At 37.7% G+C, this 18,857-nt stretch carries 20 protein-coding genes; 6 read left to right on the forward strand and 14 right to left on the reverse strand.

Annotated features, from left to right (window positions below; translation table 11 throughout):
* Window positions 1-89: 89 nt before the first annotated feature.
* The 3 genes from AC3IPL_RS10560 to AC3IPL_RS10570 are packed head-to-tail and all read left to right on the forward strand — an operon-like array spanning window position 90 to window position 3,759.
* Window positions 90-1,277 (forward strand): galactokinase, encoded by a 1,188-nt coding sequence (locus AC3IPL_RS10560; RefSeq protein WP_489240992.1) that lies wholly within the window; start codon window positions 90-92, stop codon window positions 1,275-1,277.
* Window positions 1,274-2,266: a UDP-glucose 4-epimerase GalE gene (gene galE / locus AC3IPL_RS10565; RefSeq protein WP_489240993.1), complete on the forward strand. Its 993-nt coding sequence runs from the start codon at window positions 1,274-1,276 to the stop codon at window positions 2,264-2,266. The genes AC3IPL_RS10560 and galE overlap by 4 nt, the downstream gene beginning before the upstream one ends.
* Window positions 2,263-3,759, forward strand: a complete 1,497-nt coding sequence (locus AC3IPL_RS10570) for a UDP-glucose--hexose-1-phosphate uridylyltransferase (protein WP_489240994.1) — start codon at window positions 2,263-2,265, stop codon at window positions 3,757-3,759. Before galE ends, AC3IPL_RS10570 begins: the two co-directional genes overlap by 4 nt.
* 107 nt (window positions 3,760-3,866) lie before the next feature.
* Here the strand turns inward: AC3IPL_RS10570 and AC3IPL_RS10575 are convergent, their stop codons facing one another.
* The 5 genes from AC3IPL_RS10575 to AC3IPL_RS10595 form a co-directional block, all read right to left on the reverse strand.
* A complete protein-coding gene (locus AC3IPL_RS10575; RefSeq protein WP_489240995.1) occupies window positions 3,867-5,621 on the reverse strand; it encodes a glycoside hydrolase family 2 protein in 1,755 nt (584 codons plus the stop codon).
* 15 nt (window positions 5,622-5,636) lie between these two features.
* On the reverse strand, window positions 5,637-6,473 hold the full coding sequence (locus tag AC3IPL_RS10580; protein ID WP_489240996.1) for a carbohydrate ABC transporter permease: 837 nt from the start codon (window positions 6,471-6,473) through the stop codon (window positions 5,637-5,639).
* The gene (locus AC3IPL_RS10585; RefSeq protein WP_489240997.1) at window positions 6,470-7,363 is read right to left on the reverse strand and encodes a carbohydrate ABC transporter permease; all 894 of its coding nucleotides are present in this window, start codon (window positions 7,361-7,363) and stop codon (window positions 6,470-6,472) included. Before AC3IPL_RS10585 ends, AC3IPL_RS10580 begins: the two co-directional genes overlap by 4 nt.
* Window positions 7,364-7,425: 62 nt before the next feature.
* Window positions 7,426-8,673 (reverse strand): ABC transporter substrate-binding protein, encoded by a 1,248-nt coding sequence (locus tag AC3IPL_RS10590; RefSeq protein ID WP_489240998.1) that lies wholly within the window; start codon window positions 8,671-8,673, stop codon window positions 7,426-7,428.
* 227 nt (window positions 8,674-8,900) lie between these two features.
* Window positions 8,901-9,641 carry an alpha/beta hydrolase gene (locus tag AC3IPL_RS10595; protein ID WP_489240999.1) on the reverse strand — a complete coding sequence of 247 codons (741 nt, stop codon included), beginning with the start codon at window positions 9,639-9,641 and terminating at the stop codon, window positions 8,901-8,903.
* Window positions 9,642-9,765: 124 nt separating this feature from the next.
* On the opposite strand from AC3IPL_RS10595, the gene rpmG reads away from it, so the two are divergent.
* The 3 genes from rpmG to AC3IPL_RS10610 all read left to right on the forward strand — a co-directional run bounded on the left by rpmG (window position 9,766) and on the right by AC3IPL_RS10610 (window position 11,873).
* Window positions 9,766-9,915, forward strand: a complete 150-nt coding sequence (gene rpmG / locus AC3IPL_RS10600; RefSeq protein WP_489242350.1) for a 50S ribosomal protein L33 — start codon at window positions 9,766-9,768, stop codon at window positions 9,913-9,915.
* The gene (locus AC3IPL_RS10605) at window positions 9,912-10,592 is read left to right on the forward strand and encodes a metal-binding protein ZinT (RefSeq protein ID WP_489241000.1); all 681 of its coding nucleotides are present in this window, start codon (window positions 9,912-9,914) and stop codon (window positions 10,590-10,592) included. The genes rpmG and AC3IPL_RS10605 overlap by 4 nt, the downstream gene beginning before the upstream one ends.
* A 150-nt stretch (window positions 10,593-10,742) precedes the next feature.
* Entirely contained in the window at window positions 10,743-11,873 is a 1,131-nt protein-coding gene (locus AC3IPL_RS10610; RefSeq protein ID WP_489241001.1) for an NADH-dependent flavin oxidoreductase, read from the forward strand.
* Between the two features lie 953 nt (window positions 11,874-12,826).
* Here AC3IPL_RS10610 and AC3IPL_RS10615 read toward each other — a convergent pair.
* The 9 genes from AC3IPL_RS10615 to AC3IPL_RS10655 all read right to left on the reverse strand — a co-directional run bounded on the left by AC3IPL_RS10615 (window position 12,827) and on the right by AC3IPL_RS10655 (window position 18,800).
* Complete coding sequence (locus tag AC3IPL_RS10615) at window positions 12,827-13,162, reverse strand: hypothetical protein (RefSeq protein ID WP_489241002.1); 336 nt, start codon at window positions 13,160-13,162, stop codon at window positions 12,827-12,829.
* Entirely contained in the window at window positions 13,159-13,494 is a 336-nt protein-coding gene (locus AC3IPL_RS10620; RefSeq protein WP_489241003.1) for a hypothetical protein, read from the reverse strand. Before AC3IPL_RS10620 ends, AC3IPL_RS10615 begins: the two co-directional genes overlap by 4 nt.
* The gene (locus AC3IPL_RS10625; RefSeq protein WP_489241004.1) at window positions 13,491-14,024 is read right to left on the reverse strand and encodes a pathogenicity island protein; all 534 of its coding nucleotides are present in this window, start codon (window positions 14,022-14,024) and stop codon (window positions 13,491-13,493) included. Before AC3IPL_RS10625 ends, AC3IPL_RS10620 begins: the two co-directional genes overlap by 4 nt.
* Window positions 14,025-15,035: 1,011 nt before the next feature.
* Window positions 15,036-15,395, reverse strand: a complete 360-nt coding sequence (locus tag AC3IPL_RS10630; protein ID WP_489241005.1) for a hypothetical protein — start codon at window positions 15,393-15,395, stop codon at window positions 15,036-15,038.
* A 51-nt stretch (window positions 15,396-15,446) separates the two neighbouring features.
* Window positions 15,447-15,704 carry a hypothetical protein gene (locus tag AC3IPL_RS10635; RefSeq protein WP_489241006.1) on the reverse strand — a complete coding sequence of 86 codons (258 nt, stop codon included), beginning with the start codon at window positions 15,702-15,704 and terminating at the stop codon, window positions 15,447-15,449.
* Window positions 15,685-15,933: a hypothetical protein gene (locus tag AC3IPL_RS10640; RefSeq protein ID WP_489241007.1), complete on the reverse strand. Its 249-nt coding sequence runs from the start codon at window positions 15,931-15,933 to the stop codon at window positions 15,685-15,687. Before AC3IPL_RS10640 ends, AC3IPL_RS10635 begins: the two co-directional genes overlap by 20 nt.
* A gap of 300 nt (window positions 15,934-16,233) precedes the next feature.
* Window positions 16,234-17,586 carry a DNA primase family protein gene (locus tag AC3IPL_RS10645; protein WP_489241008.1) on the reverse strand — a complete coding sequence of 451 codons (1,353 nt, stop codon included), beginning with the start codon at window positions 17,584-17,586 and terminating at the stop codon, window positions 16,234-16,236.
* Entirely contained in the window at window positions 17,561-18,421 is an 861-nt protein-coding gene (locus AC3IPL_RS10650) for a primase C-terminal domain-containing protein (protein WP_489241009.1), read from the reverse strand. Before AC3IPL_RS10650 ends, AC3IPL_RS10645 begins: the two co-directional genes overlap by 26 nt.
* Before the next feature lie 136 nt (window positions 18,422-18,557).
* The gene (locus tag AC3IPL_RS10655; protein ID WP_489241010.1) at window positions 18,558-18,800 is read right to left on the reverse strand and encodes a hypothetical protein; all 243 of its coding nucleotides are present in this window, start codon (window positions 18,798-18,800) and stop codon (window positions 18,558-18,560) included.
* Window positions 18,801-18,857 lie beyond the last annotated feature (57 nt).

The raw sequence follows: 18,857 nt of genomic DNA on the forward strand, positions 1-18,857 counted from the left end.
ATACTTAATTAAATTAATTAATTAAGTATACTATATCATTATCCCTTCTTAATTACAAAACTAATCTTATTAAATGGAGGTAACAATTAATGGCCATTAACATTCAGATTTTAACTGAGAAATTTACAAATTTATTTAATGCGCCCCCCCAATCTTTTTATTTTTCTCCTGGTAGAATCAACTTGATCGGTGAACACCTAGACTATAACAACGGACATGTTTTCCCTGCTGCTATATCTGCCGGTACTTTCGCAACTGTCTCAAAGAGAGATGACAATGAATTCCACCTTTTTTCTGTCAACTTCAAAGAAGATGGCGTGTTTATTATTAATTTAGATCAACTCGATTATCAAGCTGTTGATAAGTGGGCTAACTATCCTAAAGGAGTCCTTAAATATATTACTGAAACATCTCATTCTATTACTCACGGATTGAATATTTGTTATTACGGCGACATTCCGAATGGTGCTGGATTGTCGTCTTCCGCTTCCATCGAACTGCTTACTACTTTTCTGTTGAATGATATATATCATTTGAACTTATCAACAATCGAGCAGATTAAAATAGGGAAAAAAGTTGAAAATGATTATATCGGTCTAAACAGCGGAATCATGGATCAATTTGCCATTGGTATGGGGAAAAAAGATCATGCCCTCTTACTTAACTGTGAAGATTTATCTTACAGCTATGCTCCTTTCAAGCTAAACAATCATACGCTGATAGTAATCAATAGCAATAAACGACGAGAACTCGCAGATTCTAAATATAACGAAAGAAGAACTGAATGCGAATCAGCTTTAAAACAATTACAAAAAAAACTTGCAATAGAAGATTTATGCGATTTATCTCCTGAACAGTTTGAAGAAAATATCCATCTTATCGATGATAGTAAATTAGTTAAACGAGCCCGCCATGTTGTCTATGAAAATAATAGAACTTTACAGTCGTTTGAAGCACTGAGAAACAACGACTTAAAAACATTTGGAAGATTAATGAATGAATCTCACCAGTCGTTAAAGGATCATTATGAAGTAACTGGACATGAGCTTGACACTATTTACAATATTTCTTCGTCATTACCGTACGTACTGGGAAGCAGGATGACAGGTGCAGGTTTTGGAGGATGTGCTATAGCATTAGTTGAAAATGAATCGACCGAATTATATAAGCAGACTTTAATTAATAGCTACTCTGAAGAAATAGGATATGAGCCGGACGTCTATGAATTTTCTATAAGTGATGGACCTAGAAAACTAGAAGGAGCTGAGATAAAATGAAAGTATTAGTACTTGGTGGTGCGGGGTATATCGGTTCTCATGCTGTACACCAATTAATTGAGCAAGGGTATGATGTAGTTGTTGTCGACAACTTAGTAACAGGCCATAGAAAAGCAGTGCATCAGAATGCAAAGTTTTATGAAGGAGATATGCGGGATAAAGCTTTTTTGGATAACGTTTTTGAGCAGGAAGATATTGAAGCAGTCATTCACTTCGCGGCTTTTTCATTAGTCGGAGAATCTGTTAAAGCACCAATGAAATACTTCAACAACAATGTTTATGGCGCTCAAGTTCTGCTGGAAGTGATGAATGATCATCATGTTAAATATATCGTCTTCAGCTCAACTGCTGCCACATACGGAGAACCAGATGTTGTACCTATTACAGAAGATATGTCAGCAAATCCCACAAATCCGTATGGTGAATCCAAACTCATGATGGAAAAAATGATGCAGTGGAACAGTCGGGCGAACGATTTCAACTATGTGGCCCTGCGTTACTTTAATGTGGCTGGAGCAAAAGAAAGCGGAGAAATTGGTGAAGACCATTCACCAGAAACTCATCTTATCCCTATTGTTATTGAGGCCGCATTAGGACAAAGACCTTTTGTAACTATATTCGGTGATGATTACAACACTGAAGACGGCACTTGCATTAGAGATTATATTCATGTAGAAGACCTGATTGATGCGCATATTCTTGCACTGAAATACTTAACCGATGGTGGTAAAAGTGATGTTTTTAACCTCGGTAGCAGTACTGGATTCTCAGTCAGACAAATTGTAGATACCGTCGAGTCAGTTACCGGCAAAAAAATTCAGCAGCAAATCGGTGACCGCCGTGCAGGCGACCCTGCAACTTTAGTCGCCAGCGCTGAAAAAGCAAAGCATGTACTTAAGTGGAATCCTACTCGTACACATATCAACAAAATTATTACAGATGCATGGAACTGGCATTCCAATAACCTTAAAGGATGGGATGACAAATGAAGTTAGAATCATTAATCAATACTTTAATCGAGCGGGTAGAAGAACAGCATATTATTAATGTTAGAGATAAAATATATTTTAAGAATAGAATAGCGAGTCTTTGTCATATAGAGCCAACTGATCATTTGCTGACAGACAACAACTATGATAGTATCCCTGAAATTCTTAATGCCATTACAGTTATTCTTGCCGACCAGGGAGTCATTGAGAACTTACTGGATACAAAGGAAATCAAATCAGCTGAAATTATGGATGTTTTTATAGATGCACCGTCCATCATTGAACAGAAATTTTACACAAGAGCTGAACAAAATCCAGAAGAAGCCACCCAATATTTTTATCATTTAAGCAAGGTCAGCAACTATATACAAACTGAACGTATCGCCAAAAATGTTCACTACTTAAGTGATACAAAATATGGTGAATTGGACATCACGATTAATTTATCAAAACCTGAAAAAGATCCAGAGGAAATTAAACGCTTGAAATCACTCAGTTTAACTACGCAGGAGACATCCTATCCAAAGTGTATGCTTTGTATTGAAAATGAAGGATACCAAGGTCGACTTAATTATCCTGCGCGTGCCAATCATCGAATGATTAATATCAAGCTAAACGATGAAGATTGGTTTTTCCAGTACTCTCCTTATTCATACTATAATGAACATGCGATTGTACTTTCTAAACATCATACTCCTATGCAGATTAACCGGGAAACATTTGTCCGCTTAATTGAATTTGTGGAGAAATTTCCTCATTATTTTATTGGCTCTAATGCGGATCTTCCTATTGTAGGAGGTTCTATGTTAACTCACGACCATTATCAAGCAGGAAATTATACATTTGCTATGGCTAAAGCACAACATCTTTACGAATTTAATATCCCGCGCTTCAGTCATACTCAATTTTCTATTCTTAATTGGCCGATGTCAGTGATTAGATTGTCAGGTCAGGACAAGTCTGAATTAATTAGTGCCGCTTCTCATATACTTACAGAGTGGAGAAACTATTCAGATCAAGAGAATGAAATTATTTCTCACACAGGAGAAGAGCCGCATAATACTATTACACCTATCGCTCGTGTTAACAATGACTCATTTGAATTAGATTTAGTACTTCGTAACAACAGAACTAACGACGAGCATCCATCAGGGATTTTTCATCCACATGATGAGCATCATCATATTAAAAGAGAAAATATAGGCCTTATCGAAGTCATGGGACTTGCAGTTCTCCCACCACGTTTGAAAGACGATATCGAAGAAATTAAAAATTATCTTGCTGGTAATGTCGAATCCTTCAATGAAATTCATAATGACTGGGTGCAGACACTGAAAAAAGGACTTCCCGCTGATAAAGCACTCATCAATAATTATGTAGATACTGCGCTAGGCAATAAGTTTGCTTTAATACTTGAAGATGCAGGCGTATTTAAATCTATTGAACCATTCAAGAAATTTATAGCTCAAATAGAAAAAAGTTCAGATGAATGATTGTAAGTAAAATAAAGAAACACGATATGTCTATTATAACAACTCGTTGTTGTTCGTAGACAATCGTGTTTCTTTTTCGTCAAAATATGGATGTATTTCAAACGCTGTTAAATATGATTGACAATGCTGTCGTTGATCTCTTTAATGACAGCTATATCGCATTTCTTTTTCCGGTCGTATGTGAGTAACCCGTTGATTTCCTGCTCTACATCAGTCAACTGTGTATAACAGAAGCCGTGGATAAGAGGGGCGTCTCCTATCGCTTTAGTGACTGCTCTATATGCTGCAATTAACTCTTCATCAGATTTAACCGATGAATAACCCCAGCCTTTATCCTCAATAGCATAAGCAATGCCACCATATTCAGTAATCATAATTGGTTCGCCGTCATAGTTGAATCCTTGGGCATATATTTCTCGATTGGCAGGTTTAATTGATAATGTTGAATTTAAGTCGCTATAATTTTTCATTATTTGCTCAGCACTGGAATAATTGTGTATACCGCAAATATCCGACTTTGTATGTTCCCAGCCATCATTAGAAAACACGACACGTGTAGTATCCAATGATTTCGTTAAATAGTACATGGCTAGAGAATGAGCCTGCTGTTGTTTGTCATGATTCACTCTGCTGATACCCCAGCTTTCGTTAAGAGGCATCCACGCAACTATTGAAGGATGGTTGTAGTCTCTGTTTATTACTTCAATCCATTCATTTGTAAGGCGTTCAACTGATTTTTCACTGAATTCTGAAGCGCCTGCCATTTCTCCCCAAACAAGAAAACCTAATTTGTCAGCCCAGTAATGGTACCTTGGATCTTCTACTTTTTGATGCTTTCTTGCACCATTAAAACCTAACTCTTTTGCAAGAATAATATCGTTTTTTAAATCTTCATCTGATGGTGCTGTTAATAAGCCATCTGGAAAATATCCTTGATCTAATACTAATTTCTGATAGTAATCTTTATTGTTTAATTGAAATCTACCATTATGAGTGCCAACTTTTCTCATGCCGAAATAACTTTCAACTTGATCTACAACTTCCCCTTCTAAAGTAAGAGAAAGTGTCACATCAAATAAATTAGGGTTTTCCGGCGTCCAGTACCAGCCATCATTATGAATGTTGCTGCGATCACAAAAATGACCTCTTATATTGAAAGAACGTTTAAAGTAAGTTTCATTCAGCTGCATGATATCGTTTACCAACACTTGCTTATTAAATGATATTTTAACGTTGAGCAGTAAATCTTTATGTTGTTCAGAAGTATTAAGTTCTAATTGTATGTTTCCACTGTCAATATCAGCCGTCCATCTTATTTCTTCTATATGACAAACATGAACTTCTTCCAGCCAGACTGTCTGCCAAATTCCTGTAGTACGCGTATAGAAGATGGAAGCAGATTCTTCATGCCAGTACTGCTTGCCTCTAGGGATTGTTTCATCTGTAGAAGGATCAAATGCTCTGACAATAAGTTCATTACTGCCACTCTGCAAATTATTTGTAATATCCACAGAGAAAGAACTGTTGCCACCAATGTGCTCCTTAACAAGCTGACCGTTAACAAAAATATGAGAATGGTAATCTACTGCCCCGAAATGAAGAATCCATCTGTTCTGTTTTTCTATATTAATATCAAAATTTCTGCGATACCAAACAACATCATGAAATGATGTATCATGAATACCACTCAGTTTAGTTTGAAATGCAAATGGCACATTAATAGTTCTGTCCGTTGGAAATGTTGCATTCCATTTTTCTTGTAACCCTATATTCTTATCATCGAAAGTAAAATCCCATTTCCCATTCAAATTTGTCCAGTTTTCCCTTACAAATTGAGGTCGTGGATATTCTGTCCGCATCATAACTAAAAATTCCTCCTACTTAATGCCTGATTGAGTAACACCTTTAATCAATTGTTTCTGTCCAATAATAAATACGATGACAATTGGAATAGTTGCGATTGTTGTCAACGCCATGAGCTTACCATACGAAGAAACAAAACTACCTTGTGACATAATAGCGATACCTGTTGTTAAAGTTCTCATTTCTGGTGAACTTGTAGATACAAGCGGCCACAAAAAGTCATTGTAAATTCCCATAAAAGTAAAGATGGCAAGTGTCGCTAATAATGGCCGGGCACTTGGTAGAGCAATTTTCGTAAATATCTGCCATTTATTTGCCCCATCAATACGTGCCGCTTCTTCTAATTCAGTCGGAAAGCTTCTAAAATATTGGTACAGTAAAAATACGCCAAAGGCATTAGCTGAATACGGAAGAATTAATGGTGCAAAAGTGTTTAACAATCCAGCATTATTAAACTGCATATACATTGGGAGGAAAGTAATAACCCATGGAATCATTAATGTACTAATGATCAATGGTATTAGTATTTTTTTCATCGGTACGTCTAAACGTGCTAATGCATAAGCAGCCATTGAATCAATAACTACAACAATAATCGTGCCAACAACACCTGCAAAAATAGAATTGAACATCCATCTTAATACAGGTGAATCTGAGTTCATAGAGTCAAAGAAATATTGAAAGTTTTCAACCGTTATCTCTTTTGGAATTAAGCTCACTGTACCTATTGCTTCAAAGTCATTTTTAAATGCAGTGGAAATCATCCAAACTAAAGGAGTGAGAAAGAATAGTGCAACGATAGATGCAATTAATATTAAAATCGAATTTTTTAATAAGCGTGTTCTTCTCATGATGTTTTCTCCTTTCTATTTAAGAAGATAAATTGGAATATAGAAATAACAATAATAATTAACGTCATTATAACGGCCATTGCTGAAGCGGATCCAATTTGTCTTAAAGTAAATGCTTCTTTAACAATTCCCATTAATAAAACTTCAGTCGAATCGCCGGGACCGCCTCTAGTCATTAAATAAGGTTGTCCATAAATATTAAAAGAAGCAATGGTTGAAGTAACAAGAACGAACAACAGAACAGGTTTAATGGTTGGCAAAGTAATAAATCTAAATTTTGTGACTGAATTCGCCCCATCTATATCTGCAGCTTCGTACATTTCTTCTGAAACTTCATTTAATGCATTTATGAAGATAATCATATTAAATCCAATAGTCCACCATAATGTAGCTAAAACTATTGAAAACCATGCTAAGTTTGTTTCTGTAAGCCACGGTATTGGTCCCATGCCAAATTTGGCTAATGTCTGGTTAATTAATCCAGAGTTTGTATCTAACATCCATAACCATAAAACTGCAACTATTGAAACAGAAATAGAATATGGAATAAAATAAATTGTTCTAAAAAATCCTCTTAATCTCTGCGGTAAGCTATTTAATAGCAATGCTAATGCAAGACCCAAGGCTACTAATAGCGGCACACTAAAAACTACAAATTTCAGTGTATTAAGAAGACCGCGGACAAATAAATCGTGTTCAGAAGTACCTGGTTTTAAAATTTCAAAATAGTTTTTGAAGCCAACAAATTTGTGGTTCGGAGAAATCAAATTCCAATCGTGCAAACTAATCCACAGACCATAAACTAATGGAATAATTAAAAATAATAGAAACATCACTAAGTAAGGAATAACAAACAATAACGATGTAATGGATCCTTTATTACGTTTCAACGTATAACACCTGCCTTATAATAATCAAGAGGTAAGTCAAAAGACATACCTCTTTATAATTTTTATTTAATTTCTTTTTGTGATTTCTCAGCTGCATCTTTTAGTGCTTCTTCAACTGATTTTTTATTTAATAATGCTTCATTCACACCTTTGTATAGTGGATCAGATACAGGACCCCAGTTTGATACGTTCGGTGAAAATTTTGCTTTATCAAATGATTTTGCCACTTCCGGCTGTTGTTTCATCTTCTTGAAGTCATCACTCTCGTAAACTGCTTTAGCTGCTGGAGCTTGACCTGATTTAGCCCATTCCATACCATTTTCACCGACATAAGCGATAAAGTTTTCGATTGCGTCTTTGACTTTATCATCTTTAACTGAAGTTGGAATAACGAAATTATGTGAGTTAGCGTAAACAGCTTCTGTATCACCAAATTGCGGGACAGGTGCAACACCATAATCAATTCCCGATTCTTCAAATTGGTTCATCATCCAAGGTCCATTCATTGTCATTGCGTTTTTACCTTGAAGGAATAATGTTAACTCACCATCTTGTTGGACGTTTTTAGGAGATACTTTATCTTTGAAAATTAAGTCATGTTCGAACTGTAAAGCGTCAATTGCTGCTTTTGAAGTATAATCTACTTTGTCATTCTCAATTAATTTTCCACCATTTTGATATACAAGTGTTGGGAAGATAAATTGTTGCGGCCACAATGTTGGTACAACATAACCGTATTGCCCTTTATCATTTGTTAATTTTTTAGCATAACCAACAAATTCCTCACCAGTTTGTGGTGCTTTATCTGGGTCAAGACCAGCTTTTTTGAATAATTCTTTGTTCCAGTACAACATTAATGGGTGAATATCTAAAGGAACACCGTATAATTTACCGTCTACTTCAGTACCATTCCATGCATTTTTGTGATAATCATCTTTTTTGATTTTATCTCCTATAAATGAATCAAGCGATTGAATTACATCTTTTTCAGCGTATGTTCTAATTTGATCACCATGCATAATCATTACATCAGGAGCGTCTTTCTTACCATTTAATGCTAAGTCAACTGTTTTGTAGTAATCATTTTGTGGAACAATCTGTAGTTTTACATTAAAATCTTTTTGTGACTTGTTATAATCTTCAACAATCTGTTTCATATTTGGACCATCAGGACCTGAAAATGGTGCCCAGAAAGTAACATCTTTCCCACCATTAGATTTTGAGGACCCACCATCGTTATTTCCACCACAAGCCGCCAAAATTACCGAAAGCATAAGAACTAAAATAGACACAATCTTTGCGTTTTTCATAGCTTAATTTCCTCCCATTCCCTCTAATTACTTTATTAATTAATTTAATTAAGTTAACTTACTAATAATTTATACTTTTTGATTAGATAAGTCAAGATAAAATTGTAAACGTATTCATAATGATATATTAAAAAACACACTGACTTAAAGTGTGTTCTATATTATTGTCGATCAATAATCGATAATATATTTTTGTACTAAAATTACTAATAATCCCTCATGTCGGATCAGATGTCCGCTCGACCAAAATAAGCAAGTATTTGCGCTTCAGTCGCTGTCTGCCCTCGACCAAGTGTCATCAAGTGACCTGCTTCAGCAATACTTTCGAGATTCTTCTGACCCGTCAGTTCATTATAGATGAACTGCGCACTGTCAGCGTAACTGATGTCATCGCGTTCACCGTACATGACCAGCACAGGTGTTTTGATGTCGTGCAGATGGTCCATAACGTGCTGAACCATCATAGTGAATTTAGTTGTTCCTTGATAATAATCGTTAACATACTTGAGTTGTCTCATATGTTCTTCGTCCGACATACCCAGCATCTGATTAAGACGCATACCATATTGTTGAAGACGGTCGCTCACCCCTGCTTCATCCTTGTATCGAGGGACAGACATCACAATGCTACGCTCAATATCCGTATACGTCTCAAGCAGTTTCAGTGTAAATAATCCGCCTAATGAGATACCTACAGCACTGATAGTCGTATAACCTTCCTGCTTCAAAAAATCATAACTATCAACCACCTGCTGCCACCAATCATCTGTATCATATTCCACAAAATCTTCAAGGATCAATCCATGACCGGAATATGGCGGGGCATAAGTGGTAAAGCCCGCTTCATTAAGTCGTTTTGCGAGATCTTTGACATCTCTGACTGTCCCTGTAAAAGAATGCAGCAGCAGAATCGCATGACTGCCTCCTTTCAAATAAACAGCACTCGGGTTCTTTAATTTAATCATCATCATCAACTCCTATTCTGTTAATTATAGCAAAAGCAATAAAACGTAATTATTACTATTTACAAACAGAGAGATTTACGTTATTGTATAAAACGTAATTAATACGATTTAAAAAAGGAGTAATCATATACGTGTCACCATTACATTAGCATGTACTGAATCAGGGGATAGAAATTATATCACGACGAAAAATAAGCGGACTATCCCCGAAAGAATAGAACTTAAGAAGTATTGTCCGAGGTTAAGAAAAGTCACACTACATCGAGAGACTAAATGATGAAGTATTCTTATTTAATGAAAAGCATTGCCGCACTGACAATATGCAGCTCACTTACAGCATGTGGTCCACAAACTAAGACAGCAGAAAAAAATACAGAAGAACATACTGAACATCACCACCATATGACAACTGACGAAAAAAAGATTTACGACGGCTATTTCGAAGATCATATGGTGAAAGACAGAGCACTTACAGATTGGAAAGGCGACTGGCAATCTGTATATCCTTACTTGAAAGATGGCACACTAGATAAAGTATTCGAGCATAAAGCAGATGAAGACGAAAGTATGACAGCAGAAGAGTATAAAGCATACTATAAGACAGGCTATAAAACAGATGTTTCAAGAATCAATATTGGTGAAGAACAAATTGATTTCTATAAAGGCGAGCAGCATTATTCAGGACGTTATGAATATGATGGCAAAGAAATTCTGAACTACGACAAAGGAAATCGCGGCATTCACTTCACCTTCAAGAAAACATCAGGTGATCAAAAAGCACCGATGTATATCCAGTTCAGCGACCACAACATCGCTCCGAAACGTGCTTCTCATTTCCATATCTATATGGGTAATGACCGAGCAGCATTGCTCAAAGAACTCGAACACTGGCCGACTTATTACTTCAGTGATATGAGCGGCGAAGAAATTTCCCATGAAATGATGGAACACTAGTGACGGTTGTTAGAATAGCGATTAACTTCTAGGAATTACTGTGAGTTCAGTCGATTGCTGCTGTATCAATGACTGGGTTCTATATTCAAGCAGAATTGTTAAACCTTCTGTTGCCAGATGCTATACTGATGGTTACGAGGAGGCATTACAATGAATACTAAATATAATGATTTATTTCAACCTTTAACATTAAGCAACGGTGTCGAACTGCGTAATCGCTTTGTGCTGGCACCGATGACTCACACTTCTTCTAATGAAGACGGAACAATTGCTGATAGAGAGATTCCTTACATGGAAAGCCGCTCTAAAGATGTCGGCTTGTCCCTTACAGCAGCGTCTCATATATTAGAAATCGGGCAAGCCTTTCCAGGCCAGCCTTCTATCGCGCATGACAGTGATATAGAGGGATTGACACGCCTAGCGTCTGCTATGAAAAAGAACGGCGCAAAAGCCATCGTACAGATTCATCACGGCGGCGTGCAGGCATTACCAGAATATACACCAAACGGCGATGTAGTCGGACCAAGCCCGATGGAGCTGAAAAGCTTCGGGCAGGACCACACACATAGTGCGAGAGAAATGACAGAAGACGAAATCGACGAAACCATCAAAGCATTCGGCGAAGCAACACGTCGTGCGATTGAGGCAGGATTCGATGGTGTAGAGATTCACGGCGCAAACGGCTATATTATCCATCAGTTTGTCTCTCCTCACTTCAACAAGCGGACTGACCAGTGGAAAGATCCATTTTTATTTGCACTGAAAGTCGTCGATGAAGTCTTTAAAACAGTACAAGAACACGGCAACGATGACTTTATTATCGGTTATCGCTTCTCACCAGAAGAAGCATTCAACCCAGGGATTAAAATGGAACTCACTGAAGAACTTATCAAACGCTTGATCGAAAAACCGCTTCACTATTTACATGCTTCACTGATGCGCATTCATGGTGATGTTCATGAAGGGAAATACGCAGGCGAAAATCGTATTCAGTTGCTGCATCAATGGGTAGACGGACGTATGCCGTTAATCGGAATCGGCTCAATCTTCACAGCTGATGACGCGATTGAAGCACTGAACACAGGCGTAGAACTCATCGCAGTCGGCAGAGAACTCCTGCTCGACCATGCGTTTGTCGGTAAAATCAAAGAAGGTAAAGAAGATGAAATCATCTCTTACTTTGATCCAGAACACCCTAACAAACACGAATTACCTGAACCCTTATGGCAGCAATTTAAAGCTGGTTTCTATCCACTGCCATCAAAAGAAGATGCTAAATAGAATGCAAAAATCCTCTAACCGCGAAGGTTGGAGGATTTTTTAGTGCTATTCCCACTCAATCCAAAATAGAAAATAGAGAAATTTCATAGAGTTTCAAAACCTTATATATCAAGGGGTTGAAGCGGTACAGATATTAAATGTGTTTCCTGGCGTTGCCCTTAGTAGCAATTATCTGCCCTTTTTTTGCCCTTTTTATTGGTGGTGATGTTGCTGATTTTATCAGAGGCGTACAGTTTTTAATATAGGTATTGAATCCTTTTATAATTTCTTCGCATTAGAATAAATATTATATTTTTAGCATTTTACTAGTGTTCTTTAAAAGTATTTGTTAGAATTAATAATACCCAAAGTAAAAGTTACTGGTATTAGCTTCTGTTCTAAAGTTTAGTCACTTTAGCAAGTTAATTAATTTGAATCTAAATGATTCAAAAAGATCCTGTTTATTGAACTAGTCACTCAATAAACCAAAACCCCAACTCTTTTTAACCTTCAAAAGAGTGGGGTTTTTTATTTTTTCTTTTCTTCTGTTTTGGTTGTATATCTCAAAATTACCCTCGAGCTTGTTGTAGGTTTAGTTCCGCTCCGCCTTTAAACCGTCACAAAATACTTAGTCAAAAATGGTGCTTGCTTACATCATGAAAATCTTAACGATTTCTATTAAGACGTGCAAGTTACTCATAAAATCAAAAAGAGAATTGAAGTAGTCAGCTCCAGTCTTTCCAATTTCAAAGATTGCCCAAAGTTCTAATAAAGATAGTCTGTCTTTATTAGTATTACTAGTATCTTTAATAGCTTCTGTCCTCCATAACGTGAGACAACAAGAACGCTTGCATTTATGAGGGTCATTAACTAATATAACACGTTCTTAGCAATTATTGACTGTGTAATAATGCTTTTTTTCTACTGTAAGATTTTATATTCGAAATAACACCCCAGTCATACTAAACGGGGGCTTACTCACATATTTTATTCAGTAGATCGTCGTATATCTGTCTTACTCGTTTACCGCTCACAAATAATCTTTCACCTATCTTGTCAAACGTCAGACCCTCACACAGCATATAGAAGATGAACTGTTGTTTCATCGTTCCTACTTGCTCTATAACCGCTTCTAACTCATTGAAGAACACTATTTCATCTATGTGCGTGCTGTCCTCCATGTCATAGGCCACGCTGTCTGTAATGCTAAAGAAGTCATCTATATCTTCTACCTGGTCTATGTCCTGGCTGTCGTTGTGCTTATGATAATTCTTGATGAACAGCTTCACCGTTTCTTTATCGTATTTCATATATGATATATGGCGTTAGCCACTAGCCTAAGTATCTCTGTTCTAAGGGCTTTTATATGACTGACTTTAACGCCTAGCACTTCCGCTATAATCTTGTCTTCTTGAATATCCCAGTAGGACAGCTTAATGATATTCTGCTCAAGGGCTGTACACTCGTTGTAGGCTTCCGTTATCCCGTTAACGATTATCCCTACATTACGATAGTAATCATCTGACCACTCTTTAGGTCTATTCTTATATGCTTTAGCAAGTTGATGATAGGACTTTAACCGTGCTTCCAACACTCTAATATCATTCTTAGTTAACGACTCCCATCTTACTATTTCAATCATATGGCCAACACCTCACGCTCTTTACTGATGGTCTGCTTAATCAGTGCTACGTGTTCATATACAGCCCTTTCCTGTGCTTCTCTACGCCCTCTGTTCCGCTTCTGACGGGCGTTATTCACTGTTCTATATAAATCTACCTGTAGTCGTTCTATAACGCCTATCGGTCTGTAATGGCCATTAGAAGACATGTATCTGATAATGTCTTTCTGTTCCTGGGGCGTATATCTGCTGACTATTCTTTTTAGTGTCGCTAGATTGCTGTTAGAAGCGGTCTTGTATCGTTCCAGGGCTTCTTTCTGTTCGATGATCCATATCACTAGCTTATCTACTGGATAGCTGACACTAATCACACCTCTTACATCACAGCACGTCACATGCGACTGGTTAAGTGAGTACATGGCATTAATCTGATATTGAATAGCCTGTATCTTGCCATTGATGAAACGGGGGTTATATCGGGTCAGTAGTTCGTACTCTGTTATCTTGCCACCCTCATAGTGAAGTACCTGGTTACATCGTTTTAGCTTCATGGCTGACCTCCTTAATAGATTGCTTATTATTCTGAAATGTGAGGTTTTGTGAGGTACCCCCCTTACGTGCGAGACGGCTATATTTTTGAACAGTCGAGACCCCTACCCGCTTCCTGTTTTCTGTTTTGATAGCCGATTTATTCTAGGGGGAGGGCTTACCATATAGCTGTTTTCTTATTCTTTCTATAGTTGGCCCAATCATTGCACTGAATTTTTTATGTGCTGAATGACTGGCTTTCTCGTACTTATTCCTTATCTTCTCATAAGTCTTATAGTGCATGTGCTTAGGCTTCCAGGGGCAAGGTGTTGTAAAGTCCACTAACTGATAATTAGGGTCTAACATACGGCCATACCGCTTCATTAAATGGTATTCATACGCTAGATCAGTCTTAGTCGCTTGCTGTGAAATGTAATTGAGTTCTAAACAGTACCTACAGCCTGTCGTGTGCTTCTCTGTCGGCTTTGGTACTGTATAGAGTTTAGTCACCCTGGTGTTACATCGACCACATCTAAAGAAGTAACGTGTACCATATCCAACCTTTACACCCTCGACATAGCACGGCATTGTAAAATCTGTGAAGTCTAAGCCTAACCGCTTCACCCCTATGAAGCTGTCCCTTACTTTCATCTTATTGATATTGATCTCGAAGAGTTCTGTCGTACATAGCTTTCTTGTACCTGTATATGCCATCATGTCACCTCGCTTGTTCTATATAGCCGAAACACCTAAATATATTGAGAAATTATACACTTTAAAAGTCGCTGAAATTAAAATAAATTAAAGTCTAAAAATAGCTGTAACCATTGATATGACAGCATTTCTTAATGTTAATCAACTTTAACCGTTTAACCCTCAAAACCTCGCTAAAATTTGCATTAATTTGCATTGTCATTTAACTAAAATCGCTCTATATCAAGGGTTTAAGGGCTATTAGGCCATGCTAAAAGTTAGTATTAATTAGTAAACGTTAAGTTTTGTTGAGGTTTTAGCCCCCTCCACACTAAAAAATCTTAACTTTCCACCCCTAAGCATTCCCCCAGGCGGTCTAAAATCTTCCGCTTCCGATTGTAGAAGTCTCGTCTTGATATGTGTAGCTTGTCGGCCACGCCATCGCCATTTATCACACTGCTGTTATCAAAGTAGTAGAGATCTATAAGCTGTCTGTCTAAGTCGTTCAGATTGTTATAGACCATTTCTACCGCTTCTATGAGTTGCTTTCTATATTGACTACGCCTGTAACGTTCTAGGACAGTTATATCTGCTACTGTGAAGCGGTCTAGCTGTCGTCTATCCTCTAATGCCCGGCGTTGCTTCATGGCCTTATAACGCCTTAATTCATGCTCTAAATAGTTGCTCACTGCTTTATCCATATACACCACCTTTAGTAGAAAGACCGCCATATTATAGACGGTCTAGTTAGGTTAGTTATTAGAGAACGGGTTATTGACTTTCATCGGCTCATACATCACCATAAGTTCACAGTAGATACCGCCACCGTCCTCGTCCCAATCGCCATTGTAGATAGGCTTAATATCTATAATGTGGTGCTGTTCCAGGAAGTCATTTAACCGTGTTTCATACTCTTCTTGTGTCTCTTTTCTTCTTGTTGACAGTTCGCCATACCTATCTGTAAAAGGCTGACTTTCTATATACCGCTTGCTAAATAGCTTCACATTCATTGATAATGTCCTCCGTGAGTACGTGTGTTATCACTTCTCTGATCTCTTCCGCTAGCGTGAACTGAAAGACCACGCTTTTAGTCACTGTCCCGCCATCGTGATAGGTCGTCTCTATGAACTCTTTCTCTATACTGGCCACTTCCCACCGCTTCTTGAAATGTTCTATCATTCTATCCATTGTCTTTAGCTGTTCCTGGGTGAGCTTCTCACCGTAAAACTCTTTATACATGCGATGGCCTCCTAATGTAGTGAAATGTAGTATTTATGTCGCTGTGTATGTCATTTTTTATACATACAATTTAATAAAGTGTACATACACTTGAAGCCTTATGTATCAAGGGTTTAAGGTCAATGTATGTACAGATGACCACTTTTTTATCCCAAAACCTTTATATATTACTTACTACTACTTATTTAAATAATAGTTTTTAGCCAACAAGTAGACATGTGTACATACAAACAACTTTAAAGCCCGTTGTTATCACGTTTTTTGTATGTCTATTTGTATGTACTGTATGACCACTTTTTATTAACCTTTAGAGTATTTTTTGTAATTAGTCGGTAGGCCATTTACTCGCTTAGAAGAACGCTTTACCGTTAGTCCGTAAACTTTTTCAAGTTCCTGGGTTAAGAACTTAGCTGACTTCTTCTTTAGTCCGTTACGCTCTAGCCACCAAATAAATTGTTCAAATACTTCTTGTTTATCCTGGTCTACCACCTTATCCATGCCGACATCTTCTACAAACTCAACTACCACGTTATTATCTTTCTGATACTGCTGTAGTGCGTCTGTGACTGCTTTAGGCTCGGTAAACTCTTGTTTTTCAAGTATTCTATCTAAGCCCTTTATCGCTTCATTGAATAAGTGGGATCTAACAATGTGATTATCTAGCTTCTCATTGATGGATAAGTCCAGGTTGCCTTTCTCTTTGCTGAATGTATTCATAAAAGGAATGATGGTTAAACGTCTGTATAGTCCGTGTGTCGTATCTTTAATGTTGGGTAACTGGTTACTGGAATACATCAAGGTAGCATAATTGTGCAAGGGTAGAGGGCTTTCATACTTCCTATTACAATAGATAGCGTCCCCCGTGACCAATTTTTTCAAGTTCTCTGCGTCCTCCAGGCGTGTAGCTGAAATATCATCACCAATGGCCACCATCTTATTTAACAGCCCGAACAATTTAAATTCATGCTCTGTGTCTTTCAGACTTAGGGGCGTTATATTATCTTCACCATAAAACTGATAGAGCAAGTTAAACCATGAAGATTTCCCATTGCTTCCTGGTGCATAGAGAATGAAGCATTTTTGCATGAATGGACTAGCATAGAGACCGTAACCGACACTTTCTAATAACAGCTTCTTAATCTGTCTATCGTTGTTAGCAATATCATCTAAAAACTTGTCTAAGTCCTTGCTGTAGGCTTTAGGGTCATAGATCACATTAACATCATTAGTGATGATATAGTCGGTGCTGTGGGGGTGTAGCACTTTTTCTTTAACATCAAATACACCGTTTATAAGTGATAGATAGCGAGGGTGTGAGCGTCGGCGTTGCTTAGCCCTGGCCATCAGACTGTAGTAGACCTCTTTCCGCTGTGCTTCTTTCAGTATCGGCATATCTTTAACTAAAATACGTCTGAACTTGGCCATATCGACATATACATAATGTGTTTTTTCAAAGCAATGTAATGCGTCATCATCTAATATGATGAAGTGGTACTTCTGTAAAATATATTGAGCGAACTCGTCATGTTTGAATGTTTGGCCGTCCCAAAACTCTGAATGACCTTTCTCGAACTTCACTAATTTACTGCTATGTTCCTGTCTGACTTCGTTGGCGTATTCTATTAATTCAGTCGGCTTCTGTTTTGTTGTCATATGTTATTAATTTACCTCCTCCGTCTAGGTGCTTCTTCAGTATGCTGTCGAGCGTCTTTTTAAATTCTTTCTCGTCCATCGGTACATCATTATTATTATTCCAACACCATAACAGCCCTGTGACCGCTTCTATCGGTACACCTCTATAGAGTAGTAGCCCTGTAATGCTGGCTAAACTGCTGTTACGCTGTCCCTCGCCGACCCCGTAACAAATTTCTGACCAATGACTAGCGTCTCTTCTCGGGCTTCTAGCGGTCATGAGTGGCTTATCTTTAGGCTGTCGCTGTTTAATCATTTCTACTAGCTTAGTCGTATCAAGTAAATGTGTATCGTTCACTTCAAACACACGATCACTAGAAGCGGTCTTTAATACCTGGCGTGCTTGTACCTGGCTTAGCTTCACACTGCTAGGGTCTGACTTCACGCCTAACGCTTCATCTATGACCGTTATAGCCTGGCTGTAGTAGTCGTTATGAAGTGGACTGGATAAGGGTATCACCAGGCGTAAACGTGGCTTGTCTGCGGTGTGGTTATGCGTTGAGAAGCATATCCATGAGAAGCCTAACGTGTCCTTAATCTGCTGTATTAAATCAAAGCCCTGGGGTAAATCATCATAATCTAACGTGACGGCGTGCTTATTGATGATATGGTCATTGATACGGTGCGTGTCGGACATGTCACCTAATAGGAATAACCCGCCCTCATACTTGTTGGCTGAAACGGTGCTATAACTTAGATAGTCCACTAACTCACTGAATGTAAGATCACTTGATTTAATATGTGAATGTGCGTCTAAACTTGCATAATGATTGACTGTGATTAATGTGTTTTCCATGCCCACGCTTAGCCCTGGTATGATATAATTAGTGTAAAGGGCTTTTCCTTTCTGTTAAAATGCAAGTAGGACTATTAGTAATAGTCCTCTTTTTGTGGGCTTAGTTAACTGGTTGCTGTGGTAGGTGCTTAGTTAACTAGGCCTCTTTTATTGTTCGGTCTACTGTTTTTGCTATGTCTGATAGGACTGTGGCAATCAAATATAAATCTTCTTCGCTTTCTTCATATAACTTTCTAATGACTGGCTGGCTTTCAGTCCATTCTGCTGTAGCGTGTGTTTCCACTGTTTCTAATTTTTCATATACCAGGTTTGATAGTGCTGATAATTTCTTGCTGATAATATTTAAGTCGCCTAACATTTCTTCATTTTTAGTAACCATTTAATTGTCCTCCTAATAGTGTGATATGGCTCATATAAGCCGTGTGTGAAGCGGTTT

The sequence above is a fragment of the Macrococcus sp. GL_134 genome, assembly GCF_057834705.1.

What these genes read in the sequence shown, in the direction of transcription:
- AC3IPL_RS10560 (WP_489240992.1), top strand. Translation starts at nt 90, where the DNA reads ATGGCCATTAACATTCAGATTTTAACTGAGAAATTTACAAATTTATTT.
- galE (WP_489240993.1), top strand. Translation starts at nt 1,274, where the DNA reads ATGAAAGTATTAGTACTTGGTGGTGCGGGGTATATCGGTTCTCATGCT.
- AC3IPL_RS10570 (WP_489240994.1), top strand. Translation starts at nt 2,263, where the DNA reads ATGAAGTTAGAATCATTAATCAATACTTTAATCGAGCGGGTAGAAGAA.
- AC3IPL_RS10575 (WP_489240995.1), bottom strand. Translation starts at nt 5,621, where the DNA reads ATGATGCGGACAGAATATCCACGACCTCAATTTGTAAGGGAAAACTGG.
- AC3IPL_RS10580 (WP_489240996.1), bottom strand. Translation starts at nt 6,473, where the DNA reads ATGAGAAGAACACGCTTATTAAAAAATTCGATTTTAATATTAATTGCA.
- AC3IPL_RS10590 (WP_489240998.1), bottom strand. Translation starts at nt 8,673, where the DNA reads ATGAAAAACGCAAAGATTGTGTCTATTTTAGTTCTTATGCTTTCGGTA.
- AC3IPL_RS10595 (WP_489240999.1), bottom strand. Translation starts at nt 9,641, where the DNA reads ATGATGATTAAATTAAAGAACCCGAGTGCTGTTTATTTGAAAGGAGGC.
- AC3IPL_RS10605 (WP_489241000.1), top strand. Translation starts at nt 9,912, where the DNA reads ATGATGAAGTATTCTTATTTAATGAAAAGCATTGCCGCACTGACAATA.
- AC3IPL_RS10610 (WP_489241001.1), top strand. Translation starts at nt 10,743, where the DNA reads ATGAATACTAAATATAATGATTTATTTCAACCTTTAACATTAAGCAAC.
- AC3IPL_RS10615 (WP_489241002.1), bottom strand. Translation starts at nt 13,162, where the DNA reads ATGAAATACGATAAAGAAACGGTGAAGCTGTTCATCAAGAATTATCAT.
- AC3IPL_RS10620 (WP_489241003.1), bottom strand. Translation starts at nt 13,494, where the DNA reads ATGATTGAAATAGTAAGATGGGAGTCGTTAACTAAGAATGATATTAGA.
- AC3IPL_RS10625 (WP_489241004.1), bottom strand. Translation starts at nt 14,024, where the DNA reads ATGAAGCTAAAACGATGTAACCAGGTACTTCACTATGAGGGTGGCAAG.
- AC3IPL_RS10630 (WP_489241005.1), bottom strand. Translation starts at nt 15,395, where the DNA reads ATGGATAAAGCAGTGAGCAACTATTTAGAGCATGAATTAAGGCGTTAT.
- AC3IPL_RS10635 (WP_489241006.1), bottom strand. Translation starts at nt 15,704, where the DNA reads ATGAATGTGAAGCTATTTAGCAAGCGGTATATAGAAAGTCAGCCTTTT.
- AC3IPL_RS10640 (WP_489241007.1), bottom strand. Translation starts at nt 15,933, where the DNA reads ATGTATAAAGAGTTTTACGGTGAGAAGCTCACCCAGGAACAGCTAAAG.
- AC3IPL_RS10645 (WP_489241008.1), bottom strand. Translation starts at nt 17,586, where the DNA reads ATGACAACAAAACAGAAGCCGACTGAATTAATAGAATACGCCAACGAA.
- AC3IPL_RS10650 (WP_489241009.1), bottom strand. Translation starts at nt 18,421, where the DNA reads ATGGAAAACACATTAATCACAGTCAATCATTATGCAAGTTTAGACGCA.
- AC3IPL_RS10655 (WP_489241010.1), bottom strand. Translation starts at nt 18,800, where the DNA reads ATGGTTACTAAAAATGAAGAAATGTTAGGCGACTTAAATATTATCAGC.